The organism is Shewanella sedimentimangrovi (assembly GCF_017354965.1).
In the GTDB taxonomy this organism is placed as follows: domain Bacteria; phylum Pseudomonadota; class Gammaproteobacteria; order Enterobacterales; family Shewanellaceae; genus Shewanella; species Shewanella cyperi.
The window spans coordinates 1,005,540-1,032,217 of sequence record NZ_CP071502.1 but is presented as its reverse complement, the minus strand read 5'-3'; the positions used below and the strand labels follow the sequence as shown (position 1 = coordinate 1,032,217).

Annotated in this window: 27 protein-coding genes and 1 other annotated feature; of the genes, 10 read left to right on the top strand and 17 right to left on the bottom strand. The window is 54.3% G+C overall.

Annotated features, from left to right (window positions below):
* Nucleotides 1-21 precede the first annotated feature (21 nt).
* From JYB85_RS04350 to JYB85_RS04335, 4 genes are all read left to right on the top strand, one after another.
* Entirely contained in the window at nt 22-1,143 is a 1,122-nt protein-coding gene (locus JYB85_RS04350; protein WP_207381210.1) for an OmpA family protein, read from the top strand.
* 186 nt (nt 1,144-1,329) lie between these two features.
* Nucleotides 1,330-2,286, top strand: a complete 957-nt coding sequence (tal, locus tag JYB85_RS04345) for a transaldolase (protein ID WP_207322189.1) — start codon at nt 1,330-1,332, stop codon at nt 2,284-2,286.
* Nucleotides 2,287-2,303: 17 nt separating this feature from the next.
* Complete coding sequence (gene pgi, locus JYB85_RS04340) at nt 2,304-3,941, top strand: glucose-6-phosphate isomerase (protein ID WP_207381209.1); 1,638 nt, start codon at nt 2,304-2,306, stop codon at nt 3,939-3,941.
* Between the two features lie 183 nt (nt 3,942-4,124).
* Nucleotides 4,125-4,310: a DUF3545 family protein gene (locus JYB85_RS04335; RefSeq protein ID WP_207381208.1), complete on the top strand. Its 186-nt coding sequence runs from the start codon at nt 4,125-4,127 to the stop codon at nt 4,308-4,310.
* A gap of 50 nt (nt 4,311-4,360) precedes the next feature.
* Here the strand turns inward: JYB85_RS04335 and JYB85_RS04330 are convergent, their stop codons facing one another.
* The 7 genes from JYB85_RS04330 to JYB85_RS04300 form a co-directional block, all read right to left on the bottom strand.
* On the bottom strand, nt 4,361-4,900 hold the full coding sequence (locus JYB85_RS04330; RefSeq protein WP_207322186.1) for a hemerythrin domain-containing protein: 540 nt from the start codon (nt 4,898-4,900) through the stop codon (nt 4,361-4,363).
* A 124-nt stretch (nt 4,901-5,024) separates the two neighbouring features.
* The gene (locus JYB85_RS04325) at nt 5,025-6,116 is read right to left on the bottom strand and encodes a response regulator transcription factor (protein ID WP_207381207.1); all 1,092 of its coding nucleotides are present in this window, start codon (nt 6,114-6,116) and stop codon (nt 5,025-5,027) included.
* A complete protein-coding gene (locus JYB85_RS04320; RefSeq protein WP_207381206.1) occupies nt 6,104-8,149 on the bottom strand; it encodes a hybrid sensor histidine kinase/response regulator in 2,046 nt (681 codons plus the stop codon). The genes JYB85_RS04325 and JYB85_RS04320 overlap by 13 nt, the downstream gene beginning before the upstream one ends.
* A 136-nt stretch (nt 8,150-8,285) precedes the next feature.
* Nucleotides 8,286-9,569, bottom strand: coding sequence for a threonine synthase (thrC, locus tag JYB85_RS04315; protein WP_207381205.1), 1,284 nt, complete (start codon nt 9,567-9,569; stop codon nt 8,286-8,288).
* 29 nt (nt 9,570-9,598) lie between these two features.
* Nucleotides 9,599-10,537: a homoserine kinase gene (gene thrB, locus JYB85_RS04310; protein WP_207381204.1), complete on the bottom strand. Its 939-nt coding sequence runs from the start codon at nt 10,535-10,537 to the stop codon at nt 9,599-9,601.
* Nucleotides 10,534-12,999: a bifunctional aspartate kinase/homoserine dehydrogenase I gene (gene thrA / locus JYB85_RS04305; RefSeq protein ID WP_207381203.1), complete on the bottom strand. Its 2,466-nt coding sequence runs from the start codon at nt 12,997-12,999 to the stop codon at nt 10,534-10,536. Before thrA ends, thrB begins: the two co-directional genes overlap by 4 nt.
* 89 nt (nt 13,000-13,088) lie before the next feature.
* Nucleotides 13,089-13,427 carry a hypothetical protein gene (locus JYB85_RS04300; RefSeq protein WP_207381202.1) on the bottom strand — a complete coding sequence of 113 codons (339 nt, stop codon included), beginning with the start codon at nt 13,425-13,427 and terminating at the stop codon, nt 13,089-13,091.
* A gap of 123 nt (nt 13,428-13,550) precedes the next feature.
* On the opposite strand from JYB85_RS04300, the gene slyD reads away from it, so the two are divergent.
* Nucleotides 13,551-14,135: a peptidylprolyl isomerase gene (slyD, locus tag JYB85_RS04295; RefSeq protein WP_207381201.1), complete on the top strand. Its 585-nt coding sequence runs from the start codon at nt 13,551-13,553 to the stop codon at nt 14,133-14,135.
* A 142-nt stretch (nt 14,136-14,277) separates the two neighbouring features.
* Entirely contained in the window at nt 14,278-14,637 is a 360-nt protein-coding gene (locus JYB85_RS04290) for a hypothetical protein (protein WP_207381200.1), read from the top strand.
* 4 nt (nt 14,638-14,641) lie between these two features.
* Here the strand turns inward: JYB85_RS04290 and JYB85_RS04285 are convergent, their stop codons facing one another.
* Nucleotides 14,642-14,938 carry a Trp family transcriptional regulator gene (locus JYB85_RS04285; protein WP_207322178.1) on the bottom strand — a complete coding sequence of 99 codons (297 nt, stop codon included), beginning with the start codon at nt 14,936-14,938 and terminating at the stop codon, nt 14,642-14,644.
* Between the two features lie 185 nt (nt 14,939-15,123).
* Here JYB85_RS04285 and JYB85_RS04280 point away from each other — a divergent pair, with 185 nt between their 5' ends.
* Nucleotides 15,124-15,573 carry a c-type cytochrome gene (locus tag JYB85_RS04280; protein WP_207322177.1) on the top strand — a complete coding sequence of 150 codons (450 nt, stop codon included), beginning with the start codon at nt 15,124-15,126 and terminating at the stop codon, nt 15,571-15,573.
* Nucleotides 15,574-15,616: 43 nt separating this feature from the next.
* On the opposite strand, the gene JYB85_RS04275 is transcribed toward JYB85_RS04280, so the two are convergent.
* On the bottom strand, nt 15,617-16,288 hold the full coding sequence (locus JYB85_RS04275) for a cytochrome b/b6 domain-containing protein (protein ID WP_207381199.1): 672 nt from the start codon (nt 16,286-16,288) through the stop codon (nt 15,617-15,619).
* A 276-nt stretch (nt 16,289-16,564) separates the two neighbouring features.
* Between JYB85_RS04275 and hpf the strand changes: the two genes are divergently transcribed.
* Together hpf and JYB85_RS04265 are read left to right on the top strand one after the other, a co-directional pair.
* Nucleotides 16,565-16,906, top strand: a complete 342-nt coding sequence (gene hpf / locus JYB85_RS04270) for a ribosome hibernation-promoting factor, HPF/YfiA family (RefSeq protein WP_207322175.1) — start codon at nt 16,565-16,567, stop codon at nt 16,904-16,906.
* A 101-nt stretch (nt 16,907-17,007) separates the two neighbouring features.
* Nucleotides 17,008-17,131, top strand: a sequence feature (Phe leader region).
* Between the two features lie 39 nt (nt 17,132-17,170).
* Nucleotides 17,171-19,123 carry a chorismate mutase gene (locus JYB85_RS04265; RefSeq protein ID WP_207381198.1) on the top strand — a complete coding sequence of 651 codons (1,953 nt, stop codon included), beginning with the start codon at nt 17,171-17,173 and terminating at the stop codon, nt 19,121-19,123.
* 92 nt (nt 19,124-19,215) lie between these two features.
* Here JYB85_RS04265 and JYB85_RS04260 read toward each other — a convergent pair whose 3' ends face one another.
* The 8 genes from JYB85_RS04260 to ffh all read right to left on the bottom strand — a co-directional run bounded on the left by JYB85_RS04260 (nt 19,216) and on the right by ffh (nt 25,604).
* Nucleotides 19,216-19,548: a hypothetical protein gene (locus tag JYB85_RS04260; RefSeq protein WP_207325577.1), complete on the bottom strand. Its 333-nt coding sequence runs from the start codon at nt 19,546-19,548 to the stop codon at nt 19,216-19,218.
* A gap of 91 nt (nt 19,549-19,639) precedes the next feature.
* Nucleotides 19,640-20,779 (bottom strand): bifunctional chorismate mutase/prephenate dehydrogenase, encoded by a 1,140-nt coding sequence (gene tyrA / locus JYB85_RS04255; RefSeq protein WP_207381964.1) that lies wholly within the window; start codon nt 20,777-20,779, stop codon nt 19,640-19,642.
* A 13-nt stretch (nt 20,780-20,792) separates the two neighbouring features.
* On the bottom strand, nt 20,793-21,884 hold the full coding sequence (locus JYB85_RS04250) for a 3-deoxy-7-phosphoheptulonate synthase (protein ID WP_207381197.1): 1,092 nt from the start codon (nt 21,882-21,884) through the stop codon (nt 20,793-20,795).
* Between the two features lie 229 nt (nt 21,885-22,113).
* On the bottom strand, nt 22,114-22,467 hold the full coding sequence (rplS, locus tag JYB85_RS04245) for a 50S ribosomal protein L19 (RefSeq protein WP_207381196.1): 354 nt from the start codon (nt 22,465-22,467) through the stop codon (nt 22,114-22,116).
* Between the two features lie 27 nt (nt 22,468-22,494).
* A complete protein-coding gene (gene trmD, locus JYB85_RS04240) occupies nt 22,495-23,247 on the bottom strand; it encodes a tRNA (guanosine(37)-N1)-methyltransferase TrmD (protein ID WP_207381195.1) in 753 nt (250 codons plus the stop codon).
* Between the two features lie 15 nt (nt 23,248-23,262).
* A complete protein-coding gene (rimM, locus tag JYB85_RS04235) occupies nt 23,263-23,793 on the bottom strand; it encodes a ribosome maturation factor RimM (RefSeq protein ID WP_207322169.1) in 531 nt (176 codons plus the stop codon).
* 20 nt (nt 23,794-23,813) lie between these two features.
* A complete protein-coding gene (gene rpsP / locus JYB85_RS04230) occupies nt 23,814-24,065 on the bottom strand; it encodes a 30S ribosomal protein S16 (RefSeq protein WP_207322168.1) in 252 nt (83 codons plus the stop codon).
* Nucleotides 24,066-24,230: 165 nt separating this feature from the next.
* Entirely contained in the window at nt 24,231-25,604 is a 1,374-nt protein-coding gene (gene ffh, locus JYB85_RS04225) for a signal recognition particle protein (RefSeq protein WP_207322167.1), read from the bottom strand.
* A gap of 253 nt (nt 25,605-25,857) precedes the next feature.
* Here ffh and JYB85_RS04220 point away from each other — a divergent pair, with 253 nt between their 5' ends.
* Complete coding sequence (locus tag JYB85_RS04220; protein WP_207381194.1) at nt 25,858-26,646, top strand: cytochrome C assembly family protein; 789 nt, start codon at nt 25,858-25,860, stop codon at nt 26,644-26,646.
* Nucleotides 26,647-26,678 lie beyond the last annotated feature (32 nt).

The following is a 26,678-nucleotide window of genomic DNA, read 5'->3' as shown; positions in this document are numbered from 1 at the left end:
TAACAATGGATTTGGAGATTAATGATGAACAACGCATTGAAAGTATTACTGCTTGTATCGGCACTGCCCCTCGGAGCCAGTGCTTCAGACGGCCTCAGCCCCTGGTATGCGGGTGCAGGTTTAGGTATCAATAACTACGAACCCAATTGCGATCAGAAAACCATGTTGACCTGTGGTGAAGATGATCCCTATGCCTGGGATGTGTTTGGTGGTTTCCTGTTTAATGAACATTTCGGTGTTGAACTGGGCTATCGCGATCTGGGCCGCGCCGAATGGATCGATTACAGCAACGTGCTCAACGATGTCGGCGCCCGTGGCCTGAGCCTGGGCCTGGTGGCCTTTTTCCCCATCGCCGAAAAGTGGAGTCTGTCAGCCGAAGCCGGTGCCATGGATTACCTGCTGTATAACAACAAGCAATGGGGCAGCCAATATTACAGTGACAGCGGCATAGCCCCCTTTGTTGGCGCAGGTGTCGGTTATCAAATGACCGAGAATCTGAAGCTGCAAGCCAAATACCGCCGCTATGAAAATCTGGATGACGACGCCTTCAACACCCTGGAAATGGAAAGCAATTACTGGGGTCTGGAACTGAGCTACCGTTTCGGCGAGTCCAAGAAGGCAGCACCAGCGCCGACACCGGCTCCAGTACCCATGGTGAAGGAAGAGCCCAAAGACAGTGATATGGACGGCGTATTCGATGAGCAGGACCAATGTCCCGCAACCCCATCCAATCACAAGGTCGACAGCAAAGGCTGCACCATCTACAAGAATGATGTCAGCACCTATACCTTGGGTTCACTGCGTTTTGCCAACAATTCTTCGGTCATCAACCCCAACTCTTATGCTGATATCGAAAAATTGGCCAACTATATGAACCAACATCCAGGTTCTACCGTTGAGATTGGTGGTCATGCCTCCAACGTGGGCAATCCCGACTACAACCTGAAGCTGTCTGACAAGCGCGCCCAGGCTACTGCCAAGGTGCTGATTGAAAAGTATGGTATCGCAGCCTCAAGAGTGTCCGCCAAAGGTTATGGTATTACCATGCCGGTAATGGACGGCAACAGTGCCGAGGCCCATGCCGCCAACCGTCGGGTTGAAGCCGTGGTGACAGGTTCTGAAAAAGTTGCAGTACTGAAGTAACAAAGATCGTCTAGATTAAAAGCCACTGCCAGCAGTGGCTTTTTCATCACTGGGACGGGGCTGCTGAAACACTCAGTTCAATTTGGTAATTTTTTTTCATCAACGGTTGGAAATCGAACTCAAATGGCTTCTAATATCAGGAGCGAAGTTCTGTGCCCAACGGGCCCATTGAGAAGGATAAGATCCATGGCGAATACCTTAGCGCAATTGAAGTCACTGACTACCATAGTGGCGGACACAGGTGATATTGAGGCGATAAAACGTTATCAACCCGAAGATGCCACTACCAACCCATCGCTTATCCTCAAGGCAGCCCAGATCCCTGAATATGCTCCCCTGATTGATGATGCCGTGGCCTGGGCGCAGGCACAAAGCGATGATTTGGAACAACAAATTGAAGATGCCGGTGACAAATTGGCGGTCAATATCGGTCTGGAAATCCTGAAACTGGTTCCGGGCCGTATCTCCACCGAAGTGGATGCCAGATTATCCTTTGACAAACAAGGCTCTATCGCCAAGGCCCATAAGCTGATTAAGCTTTATCAGGATGCCGGCATAGACAAGTCACGGATCCTGATCAAGCTGGCCTCCACCTGGGAAGGTATCTGTGCCGCCAAGGAATTGGAGCAGGAAGGCATCAACTGCAACCTGACTCTGTTGTTCAGCTTCGCCCAGGCCCGCGCCTGTGCCGAGGCAGGGGTATTTTTAATCTCTCCCTTCGTCGGTCGCATCCTTGACTGGTACAAAAAGAGCACAGGTAAGGACTACAGCGCGGCCGAAGACCCGGGCGTGGTCTCGGTGACCGAGATCTACAACTATTACAAGCGCCATGGTTACGACACCGTGGTGATGGGCGCCAGCTTCCGCAATACCGGCGAAATCATCGAATTGGCGGGCTGCGATCGCCTGACCATTGGCCCCTCATTGCTGGAAGAACTGGCCAACAGCAACACCCCAGTGGTGCGCAAACTGTCCGCCGCCACCAGCATTGAACAACCAGCAGATCCCCTGACCGAAGCCCAGTTCCGCTGGGAATTCAACCAGGATGCCATGGCCGTCGACAAACTGGCCGAAGGGATCCGTAACTTCGCCATAGATCAGGGCAAGCTCGAAGACATGCTCAAGGCCAAGTTGGCCGACTGATTTCAGGGAGTGAATCAATGACAGTGATGAATAGCTATCCCCAGTGGCAAACATTGCAACGCCTCAGCCAACAGCTGCCACATATGCGTAGCCTGTTCGCCGAGGACCCCAAGCGTGCCGAAGCCATGTCGGTATCGGCAGCAGGCCTGATGCTGGATTACTCAAAAAACCGGGTCACCACAGAGGTGATGCAGTCTTTGCTGGCCATGGCCCAAAGCGCCGGTCTCAAGGACAAGATAGGCGCCATGTTTGCCGGTGAACGCATCAACACCACTGAACAGCGGGCCGTCCTGCATACCGCGCTGCGAGCCAGCGCCGACAGTGAAATTGATGTCGACGGCCAAAATATTGTGCCCGAAGTACAACAGACACTGGCCAAGATGGAGGCCTTTGTTGAAGCCATCACCTCGGGTGAGTGGCGCGGTTATACCGGCAAGGCCATTACCGACATTGTCAGCATTGGTATTGGCGGCTCTTTTCTTGGTCCCAAGATAGCCACCCAGGCGCTGCGTCCCTACTGGAGCGGTAAACTCCGGTGTCACTTTGTGGCCAACGTCGACGCCACCTCCCTGGTGGAAAAGCTCAAATTGGTGGATCCGGAAACCACCCTATTCCTGATGTCGTCCAAGTCATTCGGCACCCAGGAAACCCTGACCAACACCCTCAGCGCCCGCGACTGGTTCCTGAGTCAGGGTGGCAGTCAGCAGGATATCGCCAAGCATTTTGCCGCCATCACCTCCAATGTCGCCAAGGCCACCGCCTTTGGCATGGATGAGGCCAATATATTTCCCATGTGGGATTGGGTCGGCGGCCGTTATTCGCTTTGGTCGGCCATTGGTCTGCCCATAGCGCTGATGGTGGGGATGGACAACTTCCGTGCCCTGCTGCAGGGCGCCAGAGACATGGACAGGCATTTTGTCGAAGCGCCACTGGCACAGAACATGCCGGTGATTATGGGCATGCTGTCGGTCTGGTACAGCAACTTTTTCAATGCCCAATCCCATGTGGTGTTGACCTATGATCATTACCTGCGCGGTTTGCCGGCCTACTTCCAACAGTTGGATATGGAAAGTAACGGCAAATCTGTCACCCTCGATGGTGAGCGGGTAGATTTCAATACCGGCCCGGTGATCTGGGGTGGTGAAGGTACCAATGGCCAACACGCTTATCACCAGCTGTTGCATCAAGGTACAGCCCTTATTCCGGCAGACTTCATCATGCCACTGCAAAGCCACAATCCCCTGGGTGAACACCATGCACAGTTGGCCTCCAACTGTTTTGGTCAGACCCAGGCGCTGATGCAGGGACGTACCTTTGAAGAGGCTCTGGCAGAACTTGCCGGCAGCAAGCTCAGTGACCAGGACAAGGCCATAATAGCCCGTCATAAAGTGATGGATGGCAACAAGCCCAGCAATACCCTGTTAATGGATAAGTTGACTCCCCAGACTCTGGGCGCTCTTATCGCCCTGTACGAACACCGTACCTTTGTGCAAGGGGTTATCTGGCAAATCAACTCCTTCGATCAGTGGGGAGTCGAGCTCGGCAAAACCCTGGGTAATGATGTGCTGGCACGGCTTGGTGCGGCAGAAGAAAGTACCGATCTTGATGGTTCCAGCAATAGATTGATCCGACTTTTCCGCCAGGGACACCTGTAACATCAAATAAGGCCAGCACATGCTGGCCTTATTTTTCAATGCGTTACACTAACCACCTAACAAACAACAAGATTTCATCCAGACGTCACCTGCAGTTAACATAATTGAAACACAAATCTTGCACCCTATTCCTCTATTGTGGTATTTAGTTGCTGACAAAACACACAACAACAGGAGGTTGCCATGGATCGTTTAGACTATGGTAGTGCGCTAGATGAAGTCGTTGAAAGACCAAATCGCTCCAAGGGCTGTACCAAAAAGCGTAAGTGGAGAGAGATAGAGGCGCTGAAGGACAAGCACCGTCTGCTCAAAGAGCTGCAGGATATAGACAGTAATTTCGATTACGATATCGACAGTTTGATGGTCTGATGTATCCTGAAAAAAAAAAGAGCGCCAACCGGCGCTCTTTTTAATGGCTGCTATTCAGCAACTGCCAAATAATTTCTCAGTTCATCAAATAGTTGATTGTCGTTATCACTGAATAACGGGTCATCTATCAGTTTCTGCAGACACAGTTCATTGATAGTAGCCCAGTCCTTGTCACTCAAGGCAAAAGTAAGCTGCGGAAAAATCTCCCGTTCTTCGAACAACATGTGATGTTCCTGCATCTGAACGTAGTTTTTCAGCTCGGAAATCAGCTTATCCTTGGCAACTACCACATCATTGAGAATTAAATTCAGTGTCGCCATCAGGGTGCCAGAGGCTTCCACCAGACGGGCATGCTCCTCACTCAAGCGGTTGATGCGCTTTTGCTCCGGATTGGCCTTGAGATAATAGTCATAAATAATCTCTTCCAGAGGATGATGACTGTGCTCGGCGTAACCCTGCATGTACTCAATAACGTCACGTACCAGATTAAAGTTGACGTATTCCCCCTCTTCCAGTTTGAGTACCTTGCTCTTCAATATCTTCAGAAGTATGGCAATGTGTTTATGGTCCCGCATCAATCGGTTAAGCATAGGCATCTCCTGCGCCGGCATAAGCTTATAAACTAAATACTAGTCAATAGTGGTCACTTTACCCACTATAGCCAAGCTTGATCCGGAGAGGGCGTGACCGGGATCAAGCTTTGTTTTTAAAATGTTACGAACTCGATTTCAGCATATCCAAAATAGATGACAATGAATCTTTCACGGCAATGAATGCCTGGGATGCTGTTTTAGCCTGTTGCAGGTTACGCTCAACCAAGGCAGCAAAAAATCGTTCCTGATCCTCGGTCATATCGAGTACATGAAAGCTGGCCCGAATGTCATTGGTGATATTGACCATGGCCCGGCCAAAAGCCTCATCGCTCTGGCGGATGGAATCACCAAGACCCTCCAGCAGCGCGCCGATATCGGCTACTAGGCTTGCCAGGGCATTCTGGCGTTGTATATCCAGCACCCTGGCCTCCAGGCCCTCGACGACGACTGCTATGATGTCCCGCACACGCCCATACAAGACTTCATCCTGTAGTGGCATGTTTTTGATAAGAAAAGACACATGCCTGTCGTTACACACAGTCCTGGCGCCAAAGTCATAGAGCCTGCCCTGCCTGTCGAGCAACTCAAAGATGTTGGCTTCTATGGGGCTGATGGGCGTATGCTCAGGCACAAAATAATGGGTATCCCTGACCCGGATCTCCAGGCAGGTATTCAGATTGAGTTGCTCCATCAGCTCAAAAAAGGCATCGGCCAGGGTTTGAAAATCCCGGCACAGAAAGCATTGGCGGAAAAATTGCAGCACGGCGCCATATTGGGCCGACTCGCCCATGGACTGAAAGGCCATATTGCGCGACATGGACTCGGCCTGCTCCAGAGAGCGCTTTTTCGCCTGATAGTGACCAACCGCGTGGGTCTTTGCCAAAAGCTCCTTGAGCTCAAATGGTTTGGCAATAAAGTCTACGGCACCGGCCTCATAGGCCTTAAGCCGCTCTTCCAGGGTATTCATGCCCGACACAAAGATGACCGCCGTATCCAGCTCCGATTCCTGCAATTCCCTGCACAGGGAAATGCCACTGGAATCCGGCAGATTGATATCCATCAGCACTATATCCGGCCGTTCCCGGGTAATAAGATCCCGGTAACTCCTGGCGTCGACAAAGGCCCTGACATCGAAGCCATCCTCAAGTACTTCTTGCATCAGATGGCAGTAGTCCTCGTCATCATCCACTATCCACACCTTTAACTGTTCCATGCCTGCCTCGCTTCCTTGTTGACTAACGCTATACCCACTTCCGCCAGTGCCCGGGCAAAACCATTGAGTTCAAAGGGTTTATGCAACACCTTGTAGGGCATTTCCTCATGGTGATTCACCCCTATGTCACCGATAAATCCGGAGATCAGCAACACGCTCAGGGGCTTTTTCGCATCCAGTTCACTGGCCAGCTCATAACCGTTGATGCCCCCCGGCATCAACACGTCGGTGATCAATAGATCCGCATCGATATCACCCTGACGGGATAACGCCAGCACCTCATGGGGATCGCTGTATGCCGCCACCTCGATCCCCAGAAGTTCACAGTAGTCCGTCAGAACCCGAAGCAACTCGACCTCGTCATCCACCAGCAGCGCCCTGACCTTGCCCTTCACCTGGCACAGGTCGGCCTCCGCCATCACATCTGTCTGTGGTTGCGTTTTGGCGCTGACGGCAGGAAACCACAGCCTGAATTCCGTGCCTTCGGAGCCGGTGTGCAACACATTCAGATAACCATGGGAGCGCTTGGCAAAACCATAGGTCATGGCCAAACCCAGACCTGTCCCCTTACTTTTGTCCTTGGTGGTGAAAAAGGGATCGAAAATTTTGTCGAGCAGTCGCAAAGGAATGCCGCAACCTGAATCCAGCACAGAGATCCATACATAACGGCCCGACTCGACCGGCACTTTCGAGCCTAGCCCGGGTAAAAAACCACAGAGTTCAGACTCCCCGGTGCCTATGGTCAATACCCCGTTATCATTCATGGCATCCTTGGCATTGAGCACCAGATTGAGCAGCGCATCCTCAAGATCCCCCGTATCGACCCGGATATCGGGCAAATTTGGTGTCAACTTGACCTGCAGTCGGATCTTGGCCGTAAGCGACTTGGCAAACAGCTCCTGCAGATCCGATATCACCTGGTTGACCTGACAATTGCAGGCATTGAACTGCTCCTCACGGGAAAACTGCAGCAGCCTGCGGGTCAGCTCGGTGCCGCGCTGGCAGGCCTTCAGTGCGGTATTCAGATAATTGTCCAACTTGGGCTCAGCATTTTTTAACTGGACCAGCTCCAGATTGCCCTTGAGCACTCCGAGAATGTTGTTGAAGTCATGGGCTATGCCCCCCACCAGTTGGCCAATGGCCTGCATTTTCTGGGTTCGGGCCATGGTCTGCTCCAACTGACGCTGTTCGGTACGATCGCGCCCAAGCAAGGCAAACAAGCTGGCATCACTGCTTTGCTCCAGCGCGACCAGATGCAGCTGCACCAAAGCGCGTTCGCCATCGGCACGGTAGCAGTAGAGTTCGAAATCCAAATCCCGCTGCAGTTCCAGGGCTTGCTGTAGATCTTCGGCCTCGGGGTTATCCGGCCCGGGTGGGAACAGCAGACTGACCGGCTGGCCAATCAACTGACTACGGGGGAACAGGGAAACACAGGTTGCCGCGGCATTGGCATAGATAATTTCGCTGCTGCCTTTGGCAGTTCGGCTCACCACCAGGATCAGATCGTCGCTGTTGCTGACGATGGAGCGGAATAATTCTTTGTCAAAGGCACTGGGGATCTGCTGGCCAATTTTCTCCCGCCAGTCGGCCGCTTGCAGGGTGAACACCCCCATGAGTATTTCCGCAATCAAATCGCCAAAGCCGAGCAGGAATGAAAACCACTCCTCGCTGGGGGTGTGAAAGAACACCAGGGTGTTGCTTTGTTTGACCGGCCATACTACAAACTTGTGCCAACAATGCACCAGTTGTTCCTGACCTGCAAAGGGCCAATTGCGGACATCCTTCCAGAGCGTCAGATAACGCACGGGATCCCGGCACCAGCAGGACGCGGCAGCAGGCATATCTTCGCTGAACATGGCATCGGCATTGATCATCAGCACAGCTTCGGCTTCGCTTTGCTCCGCCAACAAGCGGCACAGGGGCAGGAGTACGTCTTCCCCACGGATAAATTTGGCCTGCAGCTTGCCCAGTTCGGCAAGCAATTGAGGGGGGAAATCCAAACTGAGATTCACGGCGGCGGTGCCAGAGTCCATTCCAATTATCCATGGCAGATTCCATGGCTAAAGCTTAGTCAAGCTTGCCGGCTTTGCTAAAGGACTTACGAATCAAATGCCAATTTTTCATGGCGTTGGACAGGCCGACCGGAATGGCCGGCCTGTTGCGGGGCGCTTACATCAACCGTTCAAGCAGGTGGGCTTTAAGCAGTGCAAAGTCGGCGGGCAGTTCCGCTGACAATACAGGTTTGGCCGCGACCGCCGCCAGGGCTTCGGGCAACGGCAGGTTCAATCCCAATTCCCGGTCAACCACATCCTTGAACTTGGCAGGATGCGCCGTGGCCAGGAAGATCCCCCGTTCATCGTCCGCCAAGGTTTGGGACAAAGCCGCCGCCGCAATAGCCGCATGGGGCTCGGATACATAACCGTCCCGCTCCAGAGCTTTGAGCGAGGCGCGGGTGGCGTCCTCATCCAGGGCCAGGCCGGTCAACTCATTCAAATCCCAGCCCTGATGGGCAAAGATGGCTTCAACCCTGGGCCAGTTGCTGGGCTCGGACACATCCATGGCATTGGACATGGTGGCGACCGTGTTGTTGGGAGCCCATTGCCGCCCTTCAAGGTAGCGCGGCACTGTGTCATTACTGTTGGTGGCCGCCACAAACCGCTTCACCGGCAGCCCCATGGCCTTGGCAAACAGCCCGGCCGTGAGATTACCGAAGTTGCCGCTGGGAACCGCAATTACGGGCGAGTCCTGATGCTGCTTGCGATATTGGGCCACCGCTTCGAAGTAGTAGCATATCTGTGCCAGCAAGCGGCTGATATTGATGGAGTTGGCCGAATTGAGGTGCAGACCGTCACGCACTTGCGGGTCATCAAAGGCTTGCTTTACCAACGCCTGACAGGCATCAAAATCCGAGTTGATGGCCAGGGTATGAATATTGTGCCCCAGGGTAGTAAACATCTTTTCCTGCAGCAGACTGATCTTGCCCTTGGGATAGAGCACCACCACCTGCACACCATCAAGCCCATAAAAGGCGTCGGCGACGGCCGCACCTGTATCCCCCGAGGTTGCTGTCAGAATAGTCAGCTTTGCCTTTCCCGACAGTCGGCTCAGGCACTGGGCCATAAAGCGGGCACCAAAATCCTTAAACGCCAGGGTCGGACCGTGGAACAACTCCAGACTGTATCTCTGGTCATCGACCCTGTGCAGCGGCAATGGAAAGTCAAAGGCCGCTTCCACCAGCTCATTTACCAGCGCTTGTCCCAGCTCGGGTGCCAGCCAGGCCCCCAACACCTTTTGACTGCGCTCAACAAAAGGCAAGGCCAGCAAAGCTTCCACGTCCTCCAGCACGGGGATCTTACTTGGGAAAAACAGCCCCCGGTCACGCCCCAGTCCCAGGCTCAGGGCCTGGGTAAAGCTCACCCGCTCGGATGGGTGCTTTAAATTGAATAATTCCATGAAGTTACCTTTTTAAAATACCAATACTTTTATTCAACGACCCGAGTGCCCAGGCTATCCAGACGGCACACATGCACAAATCCGCCGGGCTCCAGCAAATAGTGTTGCTCCAACCAGGTTTTGGCCCGCTCTGCGGTCTCAAGGTCAGCGGCCACGGAAAAGAGGGTGGGACCGCTGCCGGAGATGCCGGTGGTCAACATGCCAAGGGTCGCCAAGCCGTCACGGGCCTTGAGGTAACCCGGAATGGCCGAGGCACGGTAAGGTTCTGCCAACACATCCTTTAGCACCGCAAGTGCCAAGGTCTCATCCTGGCGGTAACAGGCATGGACGAAAGCGCTCAGATGACGACCAAAATCAATGCAAACCTTGCGGTCGTATACATCCGGCATCAGGGCCCGCATGCGGGCAGTGGACAGGGATATCCCTGGATAGGCCACCACCCAGTACCAATTATCAAAGCATGGAATGGTTTCACAGATCCGCCCGGGCAGATCCAGCATCAGCTGCATTCCCCCAAGAAAACAGGGAGCCACATTGTCATAGTGCACGGCACCGCTGATCCTGCCCTCAAATTCCCCCATCAATGCCAACAGGCCCTGGGGATCGTATGGTCTGCCGAAGTACTCATTGAGGGCATAGAGGGCCGCAACCACTGAGCTGGCACTGGAACCCAGACCGCTGCCCACCGGCAGGTTTTTCTCCAGCACCAGGCTCAAACCTGAATCCGGCTGGCCCTGGGCCTCAAGGAAGAACTGTGCACACTGGTACACTATGTTGTCCGCTTGCGCCTCCGGCAGACGATTGGCCCAGGGGCCCGCCAATGTCAGGGACAGGCCGGACGGCGCTGCGGCAACCGTCACCCTGTCACCCAGAAGACTGCCATCCACTGGAGCCAGAGCCGCCCCCAGCAAGTCGAACCCCACCCCCACATTCCCCATGGATGCCGGGGCATATACTGTCACACTCATAGGCTCACCTCACGGGTCCAGTTAAGGGTGCGCAGCAGATCGGCGAACACCCCGGCAGCGGTCACTTCAGTACCCGCACCATAACCCCTTAACACGAAGGGGATGGGTTGATAGTAGCGGCTGTAGAAGGCCAGCGCATTCTCACCGCCCTTAACGCTGTACAGAGGGTCATCAGCCGCCACGGCCTTGATGGCGACACGGCAACCCTGCTCATCAATTTCACCCACATAACGCAGCACCTTGCCTTCGGCCTTGGCCGCACTCACCATGGCGGCAATATCCTGGTCGGCCTTGGGCAGATTCGCCATAAACTCGGCCACATCGCCGCCGGCATCAAATCCCTCCGGCAGCACGGATTCCACCCTGATATCGTCCAGCTCCAGCGTCAATCCCACCTCGCGGGCCAGGATCAACACCTTGCGGGCGACATCCATGCCGCTGAGATCGTCCCTGGGATCGGGTTCGGTGAAACACTTCTCTCTGGCGATGGCCGTGGCCGCCGACAGGCTCATGCCCTCGTCCAGCTTGCCGAAGATAAACGACAGGGAACCAGAAAGAATCCCGCTGAATTTGTGTAACTTATCACCGGCACACAGCAACTTTTTCAGGTTGTCTATCACGGGTAACCCGGCGCCCACATTGGTCTCGTACAGGAACTGGCGTCGCTGCTTCAGGGCTGTGCTACGCAGGTTGCGGTAAAAATCCTGCTCGCGGGTATTGGCTTTCTTGTTGGGCGTCACCACGTGCAGCCCAGCTTCCATCACCGCCGGATATTGCCCGGCCACGTCACTACTGGAGGTGCAGTCCACCAGCACGGGATTGAGCAACTGCTGCTCATTGGCCCAGCGCACCAGGGCCGGCAAATCGCTGTCGAGCTCACTGGCCTCAAGCTTTGCCTGCCAGTTTTCAAGATCAATTCCCCTGGCATCCAGCAGCATCTTTCGTGAGTTGGCTATGCCGCAAACCCGGATACTGATGTGTTGCTCCCTGAGCACCTGCCCCTGGGCGCGGATCTGGGCCAGCAAGCCGGCGCCCACATTGCCACAGCCCACCAAAAATACGTCCAGATACTGCTGCACATCAAAGAAGCTCTGGTGACAGGCACCGATGGCGTGTCGGGTGCGGGATTCTTCCACCACGGCGGAAATCGACCTTTCCGAGGATCCCTGGGCTATGGCCACTATGTTGACCCCGGCCTGGGCCAGGGCCACAAAGAACTTGGCGGCAACCCCTTTGTGGGTGCGCATGCCATCACCAATCAATGACACTATGGCAAGGCCATGACGCTGCTCAAGGGGCTCCAATAATTCGCTTTTAAGTTCAAGCTCAAACTCCTGCTTCAGAGCGCCTTCAACCTTTGCCGCATCGGCGGTGGCAACACAGAAACTGATGGAGTACTCACATGAACTCTGGGTGATAAGCGACACAGACACACCGGCGCGGGCGATGGCACCCAGGGTGCGGCTGGCCATGCCCACCATTCCCTTCATTCCCGGTCCAGACACATCAAACATGGTCTGCCTATCCAGGTTGGAAATGGCCTTGACCTGCAAGCCGGTTTCATCGGGTTGGCTTGATACCAGGGTGCCGGGCGCGGCCGGATTAAAGCTGTTTTTGATGTAACAGGGAATATGGAACTGGGCTATGGGCGCTATGGTCTTGGGATGCAACACCTTGGCACCGAAATAGGACAACTCCATCGCTTCCTGGTAGCTGAGTTGAGTCAGGAGCTTGGCGTCGGCCACCACACGGGGATCGGTATTGTAGACACCATCGACATCGGTCCAGATCTCACAACTGCTGGCATCAAGGCAAGCCGCGAGCACAGCAGCCGAGTAATCTGAACCATTGCGCCCCAGGGTCACGGTGCGCCCCTCGCTGTTGGCCGCGGTAAAACCGGGCATGACCCAAACCCGCTTGGAAGAGAGCGGCAATCTTTGGCAGCGCTGCTTGCTCTCCGCGATGTCCACCACAGACTCGAGCGCACCGCCATGGGCCAGGAACAATTGTCGCGGATCCAACTCACCGCTCGGCAATCCCTTGGCCGCCATCACGTCCAACATCAGCAGTGCCGACAGACGCTCACCGGCAACCACAACCTCGGCCCTTACTGTGTCCGGGCACTCTCCCAGCAGTGAGGCGCCATGCAACCTGGCCTCCCACGCCTTAACCTGATCGGCCAGGGTCAGCAGCAGAGCCTGCTGGCTCTCGTGTGGCAAAAGTGCTCCGGCTTCGGTAAACAGGCTGACAAAGCAACCCCGCACGCGCTCCAGTACGCTGGCGTAATCCTGTCTGGCCACAGCCACATCGACCATCTCCAGCAGGCCATTGGTCACAGTGGCCGGAGCCGACAACACGGCCGCCACGGGACCATCCTTGGCGGCCGCTGCAATAATATCGGCCGCCATGGAAAAACGTGGCCAATTGGCCAGTGAGGTTCCGCCAAATTTCATGACTTTCATTACATTCTCCCAATCGCCGCGCCCAAGAAACAAAAAGCCCGCTTCTTTGGGGAAGCGGGCTTGTTGATTTCAAATTTGTTCAGGGTGTATCAGCCCGCCCCCATGGTGGTAATGGTGGTGGTAATAATGGTGGTGAGCACAAAAACATGCCTTGCCATTGCTGATGACTCCTTGAGTGAACTGGACACAGAATTGCTTGTTTTGCGCTCGCTTGTCAAGCCGCGTTTAAACAAATAATTCACAAAGTGGCAGCAAAAACGAGGAATCATCAATAAAACTGGGATAAAAATGAATTTCCACAGGCAGTTTTGGGTAAAAAGAAACAAAATCTCAGTTGACGTAAACGTAAGAAAAAGCACCAAAGACACGCAAGCAATTGATTTTACTGAATCGATTCGATTTCGACGCAGTTGAATAAATTTCAGCATGCCGCGCCGCATTATATGCAGCCATGGGCAAAGCCTGCGTTAGTTAACAAAGCCTGATGTAAATCATCGCCACTGGGGTAAAACTTGAGTATCATTTGCGCCACTTTGAGATGCGGAGGCGTTATGAAGATCACCCAACACACAGCGGTTACCATCCACTACCGCTTGAATGACCAGCAAGGACAATTGCTGGAAAGCTCCTTTGAAGGCGAACCCATGGTATATCTCCACGGCGCCGAAAACCTGATCCCCGGTTTGGAAGCCGCTTTGGAAGGCAAGCAAGCCGGTGACAATCTGGATGTGACCATTGAGTGTGAGCAAGCCTACGGTCCTTACCATGAGAGCCTGCGCCAGGAAGTGCCATTGGCCGCCTTCGGTGACATTGAAGACATAGTGCCCGGTATGCGCTTTATCGCCGAAACCGAAATGGGCCAGCGCCCGGTACAGGTTACAGAAGTACTGGACAACAGTGTCATAGTTGACGGCAACCATCCTTTAGCAGGCCAGTCACTGAACTTTAGTGTACAGGTGGTCGAAGTGCGTGCTGCCACAGAAGAAGAAGTGGCCCATGGTCATATCCATGCCCACGGTGGCTGCGGTGGACACCACCACCATGATCACAGCGAAGAAGGTTGCTGTGGTGGTCATGAGCACAAGGAAGAAAGCAAGCCTGGTTGTGACGGCAACGGCGGTTGCGGCTGCCGCTGATAAAGACCGGCTGGATCACAAAAGGCTGAACAGATTTTGTTCGGCCTTTTGTTTATCTGTTACTCTTTGATGAGAAAACCCATCGAAAAAGGGGAACAGCTACAGTGACAATCAGGTTTCCCCACGGCAAAGGACTGCTTGAATGAATCGTTTTCTCTACGAATTACTGCCCTATCTCTATATGAGCCTTGGCGCCATTGTGATGCTGACCTTCCCAGCATTAATGGCACAACTGGCCGCCGGACTGCTGTTTCTCGCCGGCGCCCTGGTGTACGCCTTACGCTCAGACCACAGGCGTACCGATCCAGAGCGGCGGCGTAAACCGGGATTTTGGCCCTTTTGGGTGTATGAATTGCTGCCTTTTATCTGGCTGGCGGCGGCCATACTGCTGTTTCGCGACGGGACCAACAAAACTCAAATGCTACTGGCGGTGGTGTTAATGACCTGGAGTATTTATCTGCTGGGACGGCGCACTTTGCATCGGCATCACAAACGCGCCTGAGCATTCAGCGTATATCTCCGGGGTCTGAAACGATAAGACTCGCGATTCTGCTGCGCTCGGCATCGCTCATGTGTTTGAGATAATTGGAACAACGGGTGATGGTGGCGATACTTATCTGGTACTCAGCGGCGATTTGACGCTGGCTCAGCCCACCTCCCAACAACAGCTGAAATACCTTTAATCTGCCGGCGATAGCGCTGCGCTCCTCTTCGGTCAACAGCAACTGGAACAAATCCAACAGTTGTTGTTTGTCCGGGTGCGCCAGGATCTTTTCCAAAACCAGTTCCCAAGAAGCCCGCATGGCAACCCCATTCCTTAAGTGCAATCAATATCGGGCAGTGTAGCAAGGCCTCATGGGACTGACAATCGGCGTCATCCGCGTTCGTTTATACATAAACGCTTGCAAATTAAGCGGTTCCGATTGTCATGGGAGTATGCCAGAATACCCCCGCATTGCTGCAACCACAGGAAACGTGAGATATAACAATGAAGAAAATCATAATGACACTGGCCGGCGCCAGCCTGCTCAGCGGCATGGCGATGGCACACAACTTTGACGACGAAAAGGAAGCCATCGGATACCGCCAGTCAGCTTTTTCCCTGATCGCCTATAACTTCGGTGACATGGGCGCCATGCTCAAAGGCAAAAAGCCCTTTGACGCAGAGGTATTCGCCATGCGCGCCGAGCACGTCGCCGCCCTGTCCAAGTTACCGATAGAGGGTTTCATTCCCGGCTCGGACAAAGGCCACACAGACGCCCTGGCCAAAATCTGGCAGGATAAGGCCGACTTTGATGCCAAGATGACCCAGTTCCAGGAAAATGCAGCCGCCCTCGCCAATGTGGCCAAGGCCGATAACCAGGACGACATCAAGCAGGCTTTCATGAAAACCGGCAAGAGCTGTAAAGGCTGCCACGACGCCTACAAGAAAGACTGATTGTGATATCAAAAAAACAAAGCCCGCAATGCGGGCTTTTTTATTACATGCTCTGCAACACCGGCCAGATAAGGAAATTGCCAATCAAATAGCCCAACACAGTCAGGATTAACAGCGCACGTCTCAGCGGTGCAAAGCGTACAGCGACGTTCTCACCAATATGGGGCTTTTTACCGGTGAACATGGCTCCCAGCAATCGGTCACCGTTGAGCAAGTGCCAGATCACAGCCAACACGTGCACAGTCGCCAACAGCAACAGCAGGTTAAAGTTGAATTTATGCAACCAGGTCAGCGCCGATGCCACGTCCTCACTGACATAGGACACCAGCGGTCCCTCGGTAAAAATTTCATCGGTGGCAAACTGCCCGGTTCCCAGTTGCAACAACAGTAGACACAGCAGTGTTACCACCATATACGCGCCCAGGGGATTATGACCGACATGGGCCTTAACGCCCTCACGGCGCACACTGCGGGCATAGGCCAACACCTTGAGCGGATGATGCACAAATCGCGCAAATCTGGCCGTATCGCTGCCCACCAGTCCCCAAAGGATCCGAAACAGCAGCAGTACCATCAGGGTAAATCCAAACACCTGGTGCCAGGCCATCTCGCCGGCCTCGGCACTCCACCAAAGCAGGCCAAGCAGAATCACCATGGACCAATGAAACAGCCGAACCGGCAGATCCCAAACCTTGATGTGTGATTGAGTGTGCATTAGGACATCCAGACAAAATACCAAGCCCGGATTTTAATCAACTGAGGAGGCAATGAGAAGGTAAAATCGCGATAACCTGCCGAAGTTATCTATTCAAATATGAACCTCAACCGGGACCATGACAAGCCTTTTCAGGCCGTTTTTCGCGTTTCGGATTCAAGCGTTCAAATATACAGCGAACGATTATGTGACTGCCGTGAAACGTGATTTTACTCACGACTTTCCTCACTGTGCTTGGTAGTCTGAAGTCACGGAAGCAAAAGAAGGTGAGACAATATGATTAAGATCACAAGCAAACAACTGGAAGTCACTGCTCCTATCCTTGCACGTATTGAAAGCCGTTTTGAAAAGCTCACAAGGCACGATGTATCCCTGATCAATCCCCATGTCATCATCAGTCAGGAAAAGACCTTTTTCAAAATAGAAGCCTCGGTCGGTATCCCCAGCGGTGAATTGTTCGCCCAGGCCAAACACGAAAACCTCTACGCCGCCATTACCGCCATGGGTCAAAAGCTGGAGAAACAGCTCAATCGCCTCACCCATAAAGCCGAAGGTCAACGCTTTGAAGGCGTGGAAGAAGCCGAGGAAGAGTTCGAATACGAACTGAACGTGGCATAAGCCCCAACAGCACATAGCGCACCCCAGGGTGCGCTTTTGTTTAGCGCAAGTTGCAAAAGATTTGATTGACACTGCCGCGCCCTGAACTTAGTTTTAGAGACCATGAACAGACTATTCGCCGTTTTTACTTTCTTTTTTATTCACTTCCCCTCTGGAGGCGGTATTTCTGTGTAAAAAAGAAAGTGAAAATACCAAAGCCTCCACCACCCGGGAGGCTTTTTTGTTTATAACACAGGTGAAATTGCAGTACAGATAGAGGTCAGCATGGATAAACCCCAACCCCTGAGTCAAACCCGGGAACAGATCACTACCATAGACAATGACATACTGTCGCTGCTCGCCAAGCGTCGGGATCTCAGCCTGGAAGTCGCCCGCAGCAAGGAAGTCGACGTCAGGCCGGTGCGCGATACCCAAAGGGAAAAAGAACTGTTGGCCCGCCTGGTACAAAAGGGCCGGGAACAGGGGCTCGACCCCCACTTCGTGGTGCAACTTTATCAAAGCATTATCGAGGATTCGGTTCTCAACCAGCAGGCCTACCTCCATGGCCGTGCCAATCCCGAAACCCAGAAGCAGCAATACTGCGTCGCGTATCTGGGAGCCCGAGGATCCTATTCGTTCCTGGCCGCAAATCGCTATTGCCAGCGCCGCCAGGTGGAAATGATTGACCTGGGTTGCCAGAACTTTGATGAAATAGTCCAAGCCGTGGAATCGGGCCATGCCGATTATGGTTTTCTGCCCATTGAAAACACCTCCTCCGGCTCAATCAACGAAGTCTATGACGTACTGCAACACACCAGCCTGGCAATTGTGGGGGAAACCACCATAGAGGTCGGTCATTGCCTGCTGGGCAAAGCTGAGGCTCAAAGCGGCAAAATCCATACTATCTATGCCCACCCACAGCCCATCAGCCAATGCAGTCGCTATTTGGCGAGGCATCCGGGTATTCGCCTGGAATACTGTGCCTCCAGCGCCGAGGCCATGGAGAAGGTGCAGTTGAGTGATGACCCAGGTGTTGCCGCCATCGGCAGCGCTGAGGGTGGCGCCCTGTATCAACTGGAAGCCCTGGAACAGGGACTGGCCAACCAGAAGGTGAACCAAAGCCGCTTTATCGTGGTCTCCCGCAAGGCGGTGGACGTGCCCGAACAATTACCGGCCAAATGTACCCTGATCATGGCCACGGGCCAGAAGCCAGGTGCCCTGGTGGAGGCTTTGTTGGTACTCAAGGCCAACAACCTCAATATGAGTAAACTGGAATCCCGGCCCATTCCGGGCACGCCCTGGGAAGAGATGTTCTACCTTGATATAGATGCCAACCTTAACAGCACACCGATGCAAACCGCGTTGAAGGAATTGGAACGGATCACCCGCTTTGTCAAAGTACTTGGCTGTTATCCCAGCGAATCCGTCAAGCCGACCCAGCTGAGCAATCATCAGCTGCTGATCGAGCCCGATACCCTCAAGCATCAACAGCAGCATGCCGAAGGAACCACAGAGCCCAAGCGCCACAGCCGTGCATTCAAGCAACTGGCCAGCCCGCTGCAGGTTAAACACCTGTGCCTCGATGGCAGCCAAAGAGCCGCACTGGTGCAGTTTGCCCTGCCCCAGACCACCACGGGGTTGGATAATCTGGCCAAGGAACTCAAATCCTCGGGTGTTCAAGGGATCATTTTTGATGGCGCCGGGCGTCACACAGACACAGCGACCCGCCTGGCAGCGGCCGCAAGGGTACTGGACCAGTTTCAACTTGTTACCATAGTCGCCATAGAGCAGGAGGCGCAATTGAGCCAGTTGGCTCCCTTTGCCGACATTCTGCTGCTGCGCGGCAATCAGATGTTCAATCAGGACTTGCTGGAACAGGCCGGCAGACTCAATACCCCGCTGATATTGGAACGCAACTCCATGGCCAGCCTGGAGGAATGGCTTGCCAGTGCCGATGTGATCCTCGGTGCAGGCAACCAGCAATTGTTGCTGTGTGATGCCGGTGTCAGCGCCTTCCATCATCAGGCGGGCGGTACACTCGATTTGGCGTCCCTGGTGGAACTCAAGGAAGTCAGTCACCTGCCTGTGCTTGTCAATCCCAGCTACGCAGTGGCACCCGAGGCGCTAAGCCGTCAGGTCCACGCCATAGTCAAGCTCGGAGCCGATGGCCTGGTGCTGGATTTGGACACCCTGCCACAGGCGCTGGTGCGCCAGGTGGCGGCCCAGATACACAATTGATGCTGAAAAGTCTCAGATACACAAAGGGGCCTGCGGGCCCCTTTGCATTGTTCAATTACATCATAGCGCTATGCCATCATGGTGCTATGCCATCATGGTGCTATGCCATCGATAAGGCTGACCCAGCCCTTGACGATGCGCATCACAAACCACATCAGGGTTAAGGACATCAGTGCCAGGGCGCTGGCGTCATGGGGCAGGTTGTAGCTCAGTGGCAACAACAGCGCCAATCCCAGCATGGAATGACGCTGCCAACGCAAATGGCTGCGCCCCAATGGACCGCTGCTGCCCTTGGTCAGGGACAGGTTCAATACCAGGCCCAATAACAGCGGCAACAACAGGGGAAATGCACTCATCAGCCCATAGTTTAGGTGCAACAGGCTGCGATCTTCGGCACTTGTCTGCATCAGACTCAGTTGGGTCATGTTCATCTCCCGTGATATAGCGGACTCGAAGGCCCTTAATTTAACCTTACTGAGGAGTCGACAAATTCGCAACCGACCGCAGTAAATTCTCTCAGCCCGTCTTCATGTCATTGACCGACTGCAACATGGCGCGGCTTTCACGCTGGAACTGGGCCGCATAGTCGCCAAACCAGCTGGCTACTTCATTGAATCTGCTGATAAAGCCCTGTCTATCTCCCGCTTGCAGCAATGCCAGGGCCTCGCGGTAATTGTCGAGATAGTCGGCAATGACCTCCAGGCTGCCTTGCTGGGCGAAAATAATGTCCGCATACAACTGTGGATCCTGGGCAAACAAGCGCCCAACCATGGCCAGCTCCAGCCGGTAAATGGGCGAGCTGAACTCCAGCAGGCTATCTATGTCGGCTTGCTCCCGGCACAAATTCAGGCCGTAAACAAAGGACGAGAAGTGACGCATGGCCTGCACCAGTTGCATCGCCTTGTCGTGGCGGACCGCTTCGGCTTCAACCAAACGAGCCCCCCAGATCCCAATTTGTTCCAGCAACCACTGGTATTGGGTTTGACCGCGACCATGGCACACCACCACCACCTGCTTGGCGAGACTGCCTACATCCGGGCCAAACATGGGGTGCAGCCCCACCACGGGCCCGGAGTGAGTATCGAGCATGGCGTTGAGTGGTGCCTCCTTGATGGAGGTAAGATCCGCCAGCACGCAGTCTTTTGGCAAACTGCCAAGCCGGCTGCGGATAAGCTCACAGGTGCTACCTATGGGCACAGTCACCAGCACCAGACCGGCGCCGGCAAACAGGCTGTCTGCCACCTGCCAGTCATCCTTGTCGAGGATTTGCACCCGATAACCGGAAAGGCTGAACATCTGGGCAAACAGACGACCCAATTGCCCCTTGCCGCCTATGATGACTATCTGGCCCAAATCCGGTTTTATCTGCTTGAAACCCACATCCTTTTCACTCAGATAGGACTCACGCATCAAGCGCCTGAGCACATCTTCAATCAGCTGTGGATTGACGCCCATGGCCTGGGCTTCTTCACGGCGTTTGCCAAGCATGGCCGCCTCTCTGGCCGGGGCATAGATGGGCAATCCCGCGGCGTGCTTCACCGCACCCACCTGGGCCACCAAATCCAGGCGCTTGCGCAGCAAATGCAGCAACTGGTTATCAACGCCATCAATCAGGCCGCGCAGCTTTTCCAGCTCGGCTGTGGTCTTTTCCGTCATATCAAATATCCTGTCAGCCATTGGCGGCCTTCAGCATAACAGAACGGCTTTGACGCGCCGAGGCCAGTTGGGCCGCTCCTTCACGCAGCAATACCTCGGTGCTGGACCAATCGATACAGGCATCGGTCACAGATACCCCGTATTGCAGTTGTGCCAGTGGTTTATCGCTGGCCTGGTTGCCGGCATTGAGATGACTCTCCAGCATCACGCCTATGATGGACTCACTGCCTGCAGCTATCTGGCCAAAAACATCCCGGCATACCGGCAGCTGCCGCTCATGGTTCTTCGACGAGTTGCCGTGGCTGCAGTCTATCACCAGTCTGGGCGTCAGCCCCGCCCGGCGGATTTGCTGTTCACAGTCGGCAACGCTGACCGCATCGTAGTTGGGCGCGCTGCCACCACGCAGGATCACATGCCCATCGGGATTACCGTTGGTCTGCAGCAGCGACACCTGCCCCTCCTGATTGATGCCCATAAAACGGTGGCCGCTGGCGGCGGATTTCATCGCATTGATGGCCACGTCGAGCTTGCCGTCGGTGCCATTCTTGAACCCCACAGGCATGGACAAACCCGAGGCCATTTCTCTGTGGGTCTGGGATTCCGTGGTGCGGGCCCCTATGGCCGACCAGGTGACCAGCTCGGAAATGTACTGGGGACTGATGGGGTCGAGCGCTTCGGTGGCCACAGGCAACTCCAACTCGGCAAGGAAAATCATCAGCTCACGGGCCAGTCTCAGTCCCTTCTCCACATCAAAGGAGCCGTCCATGTCGGGATCGTTGATCATCCCCTTCCAGCCGATCGTGGTGCGTGGCTTTTCGAAGTAGACCCGCATCAGAATAAAGAATTCGTCTTTGAGTTCATCATGCAGCCGCTTGAGTTTCAGCGCGTATTCCTTGGCGGCGGCCATATCATGGATAGAGCAGGGGCCGGTTACCACCAGGGTTCGCTGGTCACGGCGGTGCACTATGTCGGCCACCGTGCGCCGGGCCCTGAGTATATATTGCTGGGCATGGGCAGACAGGGGCAGCTCGGCCTTGAGTTCCTTGGGTGTCAGCAGCACCTTTTCGGCGCTGATGTGCACATTGTTAATCGTATCCTGCTGCATGGCCTTTCCCCTTGAATACTGAATCTGATATCTCATATTGGACGACACGCTTGCAATGTCGTAATGCTACACCATTACATCGAGTGCACAGTGTGCCCTGCGGCATCGCCGGAAGCAAGGCTTAAAGCTGAAATTTTCTCAGTTTGAACAAAATGACCAAAAACAAAAACCCGCCTCGGGAGGCGGGTTAATGTGCGAACACTTGCGTCTTTGTCTAACCGGTACCGAATTACTTGGTAGCCAGTTTCTCACGGATACGTGCAGACTTACCTGAACGCTCACGCAGATAGTACAGTTTGGCGCGACGAACGCGACCACGACGCTTAACTTCGATGCTGGCAATCAGAGGGCTGTGAGTTTGGAACGCACGCTCAACGCCTTCGCCATTAGAGATTTTACGTACGGTGAAGGCAGAGTGCAGACCGCGGTTACGCTTGGCAATAACCACACCTTCGAACGCCTGCAGACGCTCTTTGTCACCTTCTTTAACGCGTACCTGAACGACTACGGTATCACCGGCACCGAACTCAGGAACGTCTTTTTTCATTTGCTCATCGTTGAGCATCTTGATGATGTTGTTCATATAAACTCCATACTAGTATTAACTGAGCTACGACTTCTGTGGATGTTCCATCTCGTCAACAAACTGCGCCAGGAGGCGGGTTTGCTCGTCAGTCAGAGCTAGATTTTCAAATAATTCCGGTCGTCTTAACAAAGTTCTTCCGAGACTTTGTTTCAGACGCCAGCGTCTAATTTCTTCGTGATTGCCGCTCAGCAGCACTGCCGGTACATCCAGACCATCCAACTGTTCGGGCCGGGTGTAATGGGGACAATCGAGCAGACCATCGGAGAAGGAATCCTGCTCCGCCGAGGCTTGTTTACCCAGCACGCCGGGCACCAGTCTCGAGACTGCGTCGATAAGGGTCATCGCCGGCAATTCACCGCCCGAAAGCACGTAATCGCCCACCGACCATTCCTCATCCACTTCCGTCTGTATGATGCGTTCATCGATACCTTCGTAACGACCACACACCAATATCAGCTTCCGCGATTCTGCCAGCTCAGCCGCACCTTGCTGTGTCAGCTTGCGCCCCTGAGGCGACAGATATATCACTTTAGCGCCCTCGCCGGCCGCCGTTTTGGCTGCCTGGATAGCGTCTTTCAGTGGTTGCACCATCATCAACATTCCCGGGCCACCGCCGTAAGGTCGGTCATCCACGGTATTGTGTCTGTCATGGGTGAAATCACGGGGATTCCACGTTTGCAACTCCAGCAGGCCGTTCTTCACGGCCCGACCCGTTACTCCAAAGTCACTGACGGCACGGAACATCTCGGGAAACAGGGTGATTACCCCTAACCACATGTGTTGTACCTCGACTTAAAAGTCCGGATCCCAATCCACTACTATCTGTTTTTCCGGCACATTCACCTCGAGGATGAATTGGCCGGGGACAAAGGGGATCATACGTTCCACTTTGCCGAAGCTATCTTTGGCGTTGGCTTTCACCAGCAGTACGTCGTTGGATCCTGTTTCCACGATCTGTTCGACCTTGCCCATGTGATAACCCTTGGTGTTAATCACCTCGCAGTCCATGAGATCGCGCCAATAGAACTCGTCTTCGGGCAACTCAGGCATCTGCTCAGGCAGGATGGCAATCTCACAGTTAGTGAGCATTTGCGCCTGCTCCCGTGTCTCAACCCCTTCCAGGGCGGCAATCACCGCCTGGCCGTGGAAGCGCCACTGGCTGACCTTCACTTCACGCCACTTTCCCTGTTCTTGGATAAGCCAGGGCGAGTAGTCAAAAATATCTTCAACAGAATTGGTATAGGAGGTGATCTTCATCCAACCTTTGATGCCGTAGGTAGAGCCAATTTTGCCCACCACTATCGGCTGTTGGTTACTGCTCATCAATCTATACCTTTACGCCATTAAGCAGCAGCTTTACGGGCGTCTTTGATCAGCTTAGCAACACGCTCAGTGGTCGCTGCACCGTTGGCCACCCAGTGGTCAACACGGTCCAGGTCCAGACGCAGAGTTTCTTCCTGACCTTTGGCCAGTGGGTTGAAGAAACCAACGCGCTCGATGAAACGACCGTCGCGGGCGTTGCGGCTGTCAGCAACAACGATGTTGTAGAATGGACGCTTTTTCGCGCCACCACGAGCTAAACGAATGGTAACCATGCGTTTTTTATCCTCTAATGATTTGCCAGAAGCAAAAATAAAAACTGGAACCCCGTGTTCGCAAGAGAGTCCCAGAAAGAAAGCCGGACGATTTTACCTGACTTTCGGGCGAATGCAACCGCTACTGGCGATTTTTACGGCGGCATTCGCGCTGTATTTTGGGGCTTAACGCCCCGGGAATTTCATGCCTCCCGGCATCATGCCGCCCATGGCGCGCATCATCTTTTGCATACCGCCCTTGGCCGACATTTTCTTCATCATTTTCTGCATCTGGGTGAACTGCTTCAGCAGGCGGTTCACATCCTGAATTTGGGTGCCTGAACCGGCGGCAATACGACGCTTGCGCGAACCCTTGATGATGTCTGGGTTCTTGCGTTCACCGGGGGTCATGGAGTTTATGATAGCCTCCATTTGGCGAGTCATCTTGCCATCCTGCACCTGGGCCAGGGCCTCGGGTGGCAACTGGCCGACACCGGGCAATTTTTCAAGCATGCCCATCATGCCGCCCATGTTCTTCATCTGCTGCAACTGCTCGCGGAAATCTTCCAGGTCGAAATTGCCGCCGGACTTCACCTTGGAGGCCAGCTTCATGGCCTTTTCTTTATCGACGCCGCGCTCAACCTGTTCAATCAGCGACAGCACGTCGCCCATGCCGAGGATGCGTGATGCCACCCGGTCCGGATGGAAAGGCTCAAGGGCATCGGTTTTCTCACCGACACCGAGGAACTTGATGGGCTTGCCTGTGATATGACGAATAGACAGGGCCGCACCACCACGGGCGTCACCGTCGACCTTGGTCAGTACCACACCGGTCAGCGGCAGGGCCTCGTTGAAGGCCTTGGCGGTATTGGCGGCGTCCTGACCCGTCATGGCATCAACCACGAACAGGGTTTCTATGGGCTTGACCGCGGCGTGCAGGGCCTTGATCTCGTCCATCATGGCATCATCGACGTGCAGGCGGCCTGCGGTATCGAGGATCACCACATCGATAAACTTGAGCTTGGCATGGGCTATGGCCGCGCTGGCAATGTCTATGGGCTTTTGGCTCACATCGGAGGGGAAGAATTCCACTTCCACTTCCTTGGCCAGGGTCTCCAGCTGCTTGATCGCCGCCGGACGGTAAACGTCGGCGCTGACCACCAGCACGGATTTCTTCTGCCGGGTGCGCAGGAATTTGGCCAACTTGGCAACGCTGGTGGTTTTACCCGCGCCCTGCAAACCGGCCATCATCAGCACCGCCGGCGGCTGGGCAGCCAGGTTCAGGGCCTCGTTGGCCTCGCCCATGGCTTTTTCCAGCTCGCTTTGGACTATCTTGACGAACACCTGGCCCGGCGTCAGGCTCTTGGTCACCTCCTGACCTACGGCGCGTTCCTTGACCGCATTGACGAATTCACGCACCACGGGCAAGGCAACATCCGCCTCCAGCAGTGCCATGCGCACTTCCCGCAGGGTGTCTTTAATGTTGTCTTCCGTTAAGCGACCACGGCCACTGATATTTTTCAGCGTGCGTGACAATCTGTCGGTGAGGTTCTCAAACATCGTCCTGTGCTAACCCTATAGAATTGACCAATGTGGGCTGTATTATAACGATGCGCTCAGTTTATGCTACTGCAACGCCGGCCAGCGCCTTGGCGGCCTTGAATGCAATTTCTGCGACTAACGACAGGATTTGACTGAAATTTGCAACTTACATCACTGCCCAATCGCGGCAAGCTCGTGTTATTCTAGCGACAATTTATTCGGACACCCGCCAGCAGCGGGCCCAACACTCCTTTGATTAGGGTACGGATCCATGGTTCTTTTTTCCGCTTCTGCCATGTTCTTCTACAGCATTGCGCTGGTGCTGGTTACCAGCAGACTGTTCCATGCCGATGGCCCCAACCGCCGTGCCGTGGCCGCCGTGGCCGCCATTGCCGTGGTGTTGCATGCAGCCGCCCTGTCCCAGGCCATGTTTACCGGTGATGGTCAAAACTTCAGCCTGACCAACGTGATATCCCTGGTTAACTGGATCATTGCCTTCAGCTTTACCCTGCTGATCTTCAGGCTCAAGGTCATAGTGGTGGTGCCGGTGATCTACGCCTGCTCCGTGCTCAGTGTGGCCCTGTTATGGTTGGTACCACCGCAATACATCACCCATTTTGAGTTACACCCCGAGGTGTTGGCCCACGTGGTGCTGTCGCTGATGGCCTACAGTGCGCTGATGATTGCCGCTCTCTATGCTATTCAGCTGCAGATGATCCAAAACAAGCTGAAAAAGAAGCAGTTGCTGCTCAGCCCTGCCATGCCGCCGCTGATGACGGTGGAGAAGCAGCTGTATCACCTGATCATCATAGGGGTGATACTGCTCAGTCTGTCCCTGGCCACAGGCTTTGTGTTCCTTGACGACATGTTTGCCGATGGCAAGGGCCATAAAGCCATACTGTCTATCCTCGCCTGGTGTGTTTATATCGCCATGTTGTGGCAGCAATACAGCGTTGGCTGTAAGATACGCACAGCGGTGATATATAGCCTGACCGGTGCAGGCCTGTTATCCCTGGCCTATTTTGGTGCCCGCATCGTCAAGGAACTGATCCTTAACTAACGTTGACTTGACACCCCTGTAAAATGCCAGTA

What these genes read in the sequence shown, in the direction of transcription:
- JYB85_RS04265 (WP_207381198.1), top strand. Translation starts at nt 17,171, where the DNA reads ATGGATAAACCCCAACCCCTGAGTCAAACCCGGGAACAGATCACTACC.
- trmD (WP_207381195.1), bottom strand. Translation starts at nt 23,247, where the DNA reads ATGTGGTTAGGGGTAATCACCCTGTTTCCCGAGATGTTCCGTGCCGTC.
- JYB85_RS04290 (WP_207381200.1), top strand. Translation starts at nt 14,278, where the DNA reads ATGAATCGTTTTCTCTACGAATTACTGCCCTATCTCTATATGAGCCTT.
- JYB85_RS04280 (WP_207322177.1), top strand. Translation starts at nt 15,124, where the DNA reads ATGAAGAAAATCATAATGACACTGGCCGGCGCCAGCCTGCTCAGCGGC.
- hpf (WP_207322175.1), top strand. Translation starts at nt 16,565, where the DNA reads ATGATTAAGATCACAAGCAAACAACTGGAAGTCACTGCTCCTATCCTT.
- JYB85_RS04275 (WP_207381199.1), bottom strand. Translation starts at nt 16,288, where the DNA reads ATGCACACTCAATCACACATCAAGGTTTGGGATCTGCCGGTTCGGCTG.
- thrB (WP_207381204.1), bottom strand. Translation starts at nt 10,537, where the DNA reads ATGAGTGTGACAGTATATGCCCCGGCATCCATGGGGAATGTGGGGGTG.
- JYB85_RS04335 (WP_207381208.1), top strand. Translation starts at nt 4,125, where the DNA reads ATGGATCGTTTAGACTATGGTAGTGCGCTAGATGAAGTCGTTGAAAGA.
- JYB85_RS04250 (WP_207381197.1), bottom strand. Translation starts at nt 21,884, where the DNA reads ATGCAGCAGGATACGATTAACAATGTGCACATCAGCGCCGAAAAGGTG.
- tal (WP_207322189.1), top strand. Translation starts at nt 1,330, where the DNA reads ATGGCGAATACCTTAGCGCAATTGAAGTCACTGACTACCATAGTGGCG.
- slyD (WP_207381201.1), top strand. Translation starts at nt 13,551, where the DNA reads ATGAAGATCACCCAACACACAGCGGTTACCATCCACTACCGCTTGAAT.
- tyrA (WP_207381964.1), bottom strand. Translation starts at nt 20,779, where the DNA reads ATGACGGAAAAGACCACAGCCGAGCTGGAAAAGCTGCGCGGCCTGATT.
- JYB85_RS04260 (WP_207325577.1), bottom strand. Translation starts at nt 19,548, where the DNA reads ATGACCCAACTGAGTCTGATGCAGACAAGTGCCGAAGATCGCAGCCTG.
- JYB85_RS04320 (WP_207381206.1), bottom strand. Translation starts at nt 8,149, where the DNA reads ATGGACTCTGGCACCGCCGCCGTGAATCTCAGTTTGGATTTCCCCCCT.
- JYB85_RS04330 (WP_207322186.1), bottom strand. Translation starts at nt 4,900, where the DNA reads ATGCTTAACCGATTGATGCGGGACCATAAACACATTGCCATACTTCTG.
- JYB85_RS04325 (WP_207381207.1), bottom strand. Translation starts at nt 6,116, where the DNA reads ATGGAACAGTTAAAGGTGTGGATAGTGGATGATGACGAGGACTACTGC.
- JYB85_RS04350 (WP_207381210.1), top strand. Translation starts at nt 22, where the DNA reads ATGATGAACAACGCATTGAAAGTATTACTGCTTGTATCGGCACTGCCC.
- rimM (WP_207322169.1), bottom strand. Translation starts at nt 23,793, where the DNA reads ATGAGCAGTAACCAACAGCCGATAGTGGTGGGCAAAATTGGCTCTACC.
- rplS (WP_207381196.1), bottom strand. Translation starts at nt 22,467, where the DNA reads ATGAACAACATCATCAAGATGCTCAACGATGAGCAAATGAAAAAAGAC.
- thrC (WP_207381205.1), bottom strand. Translation starts at nt 9,569, where the DNA reads ATGGAATTATTCAATTTAAAGCACCCATCCGAGCGGGTGAGCTTTACC.
- pgi (WP_207381209.1), top strand. Translation starts at nt 2,304, where the DNA reads ATGACAGTGATGAATAGCTATCCCCAGTGGCAAACATTGCAACGCCTC.
- thrA (WP_207381203.1), bottom strand. Translation starts at nt 12,999, where the DNA reads ATGAAAGTCATGAAATTTGGCGGAACCTCACTGGCCAATTGGCCACGT.
- JYB85_RS04300 (WP_207381202.1), bottom strand. Translation starts at nt 13,427, where the DNA reads ATGCTGAAATTTATTCAACTGCGTCGAAATCGAATCGATTCAGTAAAA.
- JYB85_RS04285 (WP_207322178.1), bottom strand. Translation starts at nt 14,938, where the DNA reads ATGCGGGCTTCTTGGGAACTGGTTTTGGAAAAGATCCTGGCGCACCCG.
- ffh (WP_207322167.1), bottom strand. Translation starts at nt 25,604, where the DNA reads ATGTTTGAGAACCTCACCGACAGATTGTCACGCACGCTGAAAAATATC.
- JYB85_RS04220 (WP_207381194.1), top strand. Translation starts at nt 25,858, where the DNA reads ATGGTTCTTTTTTCCGCTTCTGCCATGTTCTTCTACAGCATTGCGCTG.
- rpsP (WP_207322168.1), bottom strand. Translation starts at nt 24,065, where the DNA reads ATGGTTACCATTCGTTTAGCTCGTGGTGGCGCGAAAAAGCGTCCATTC.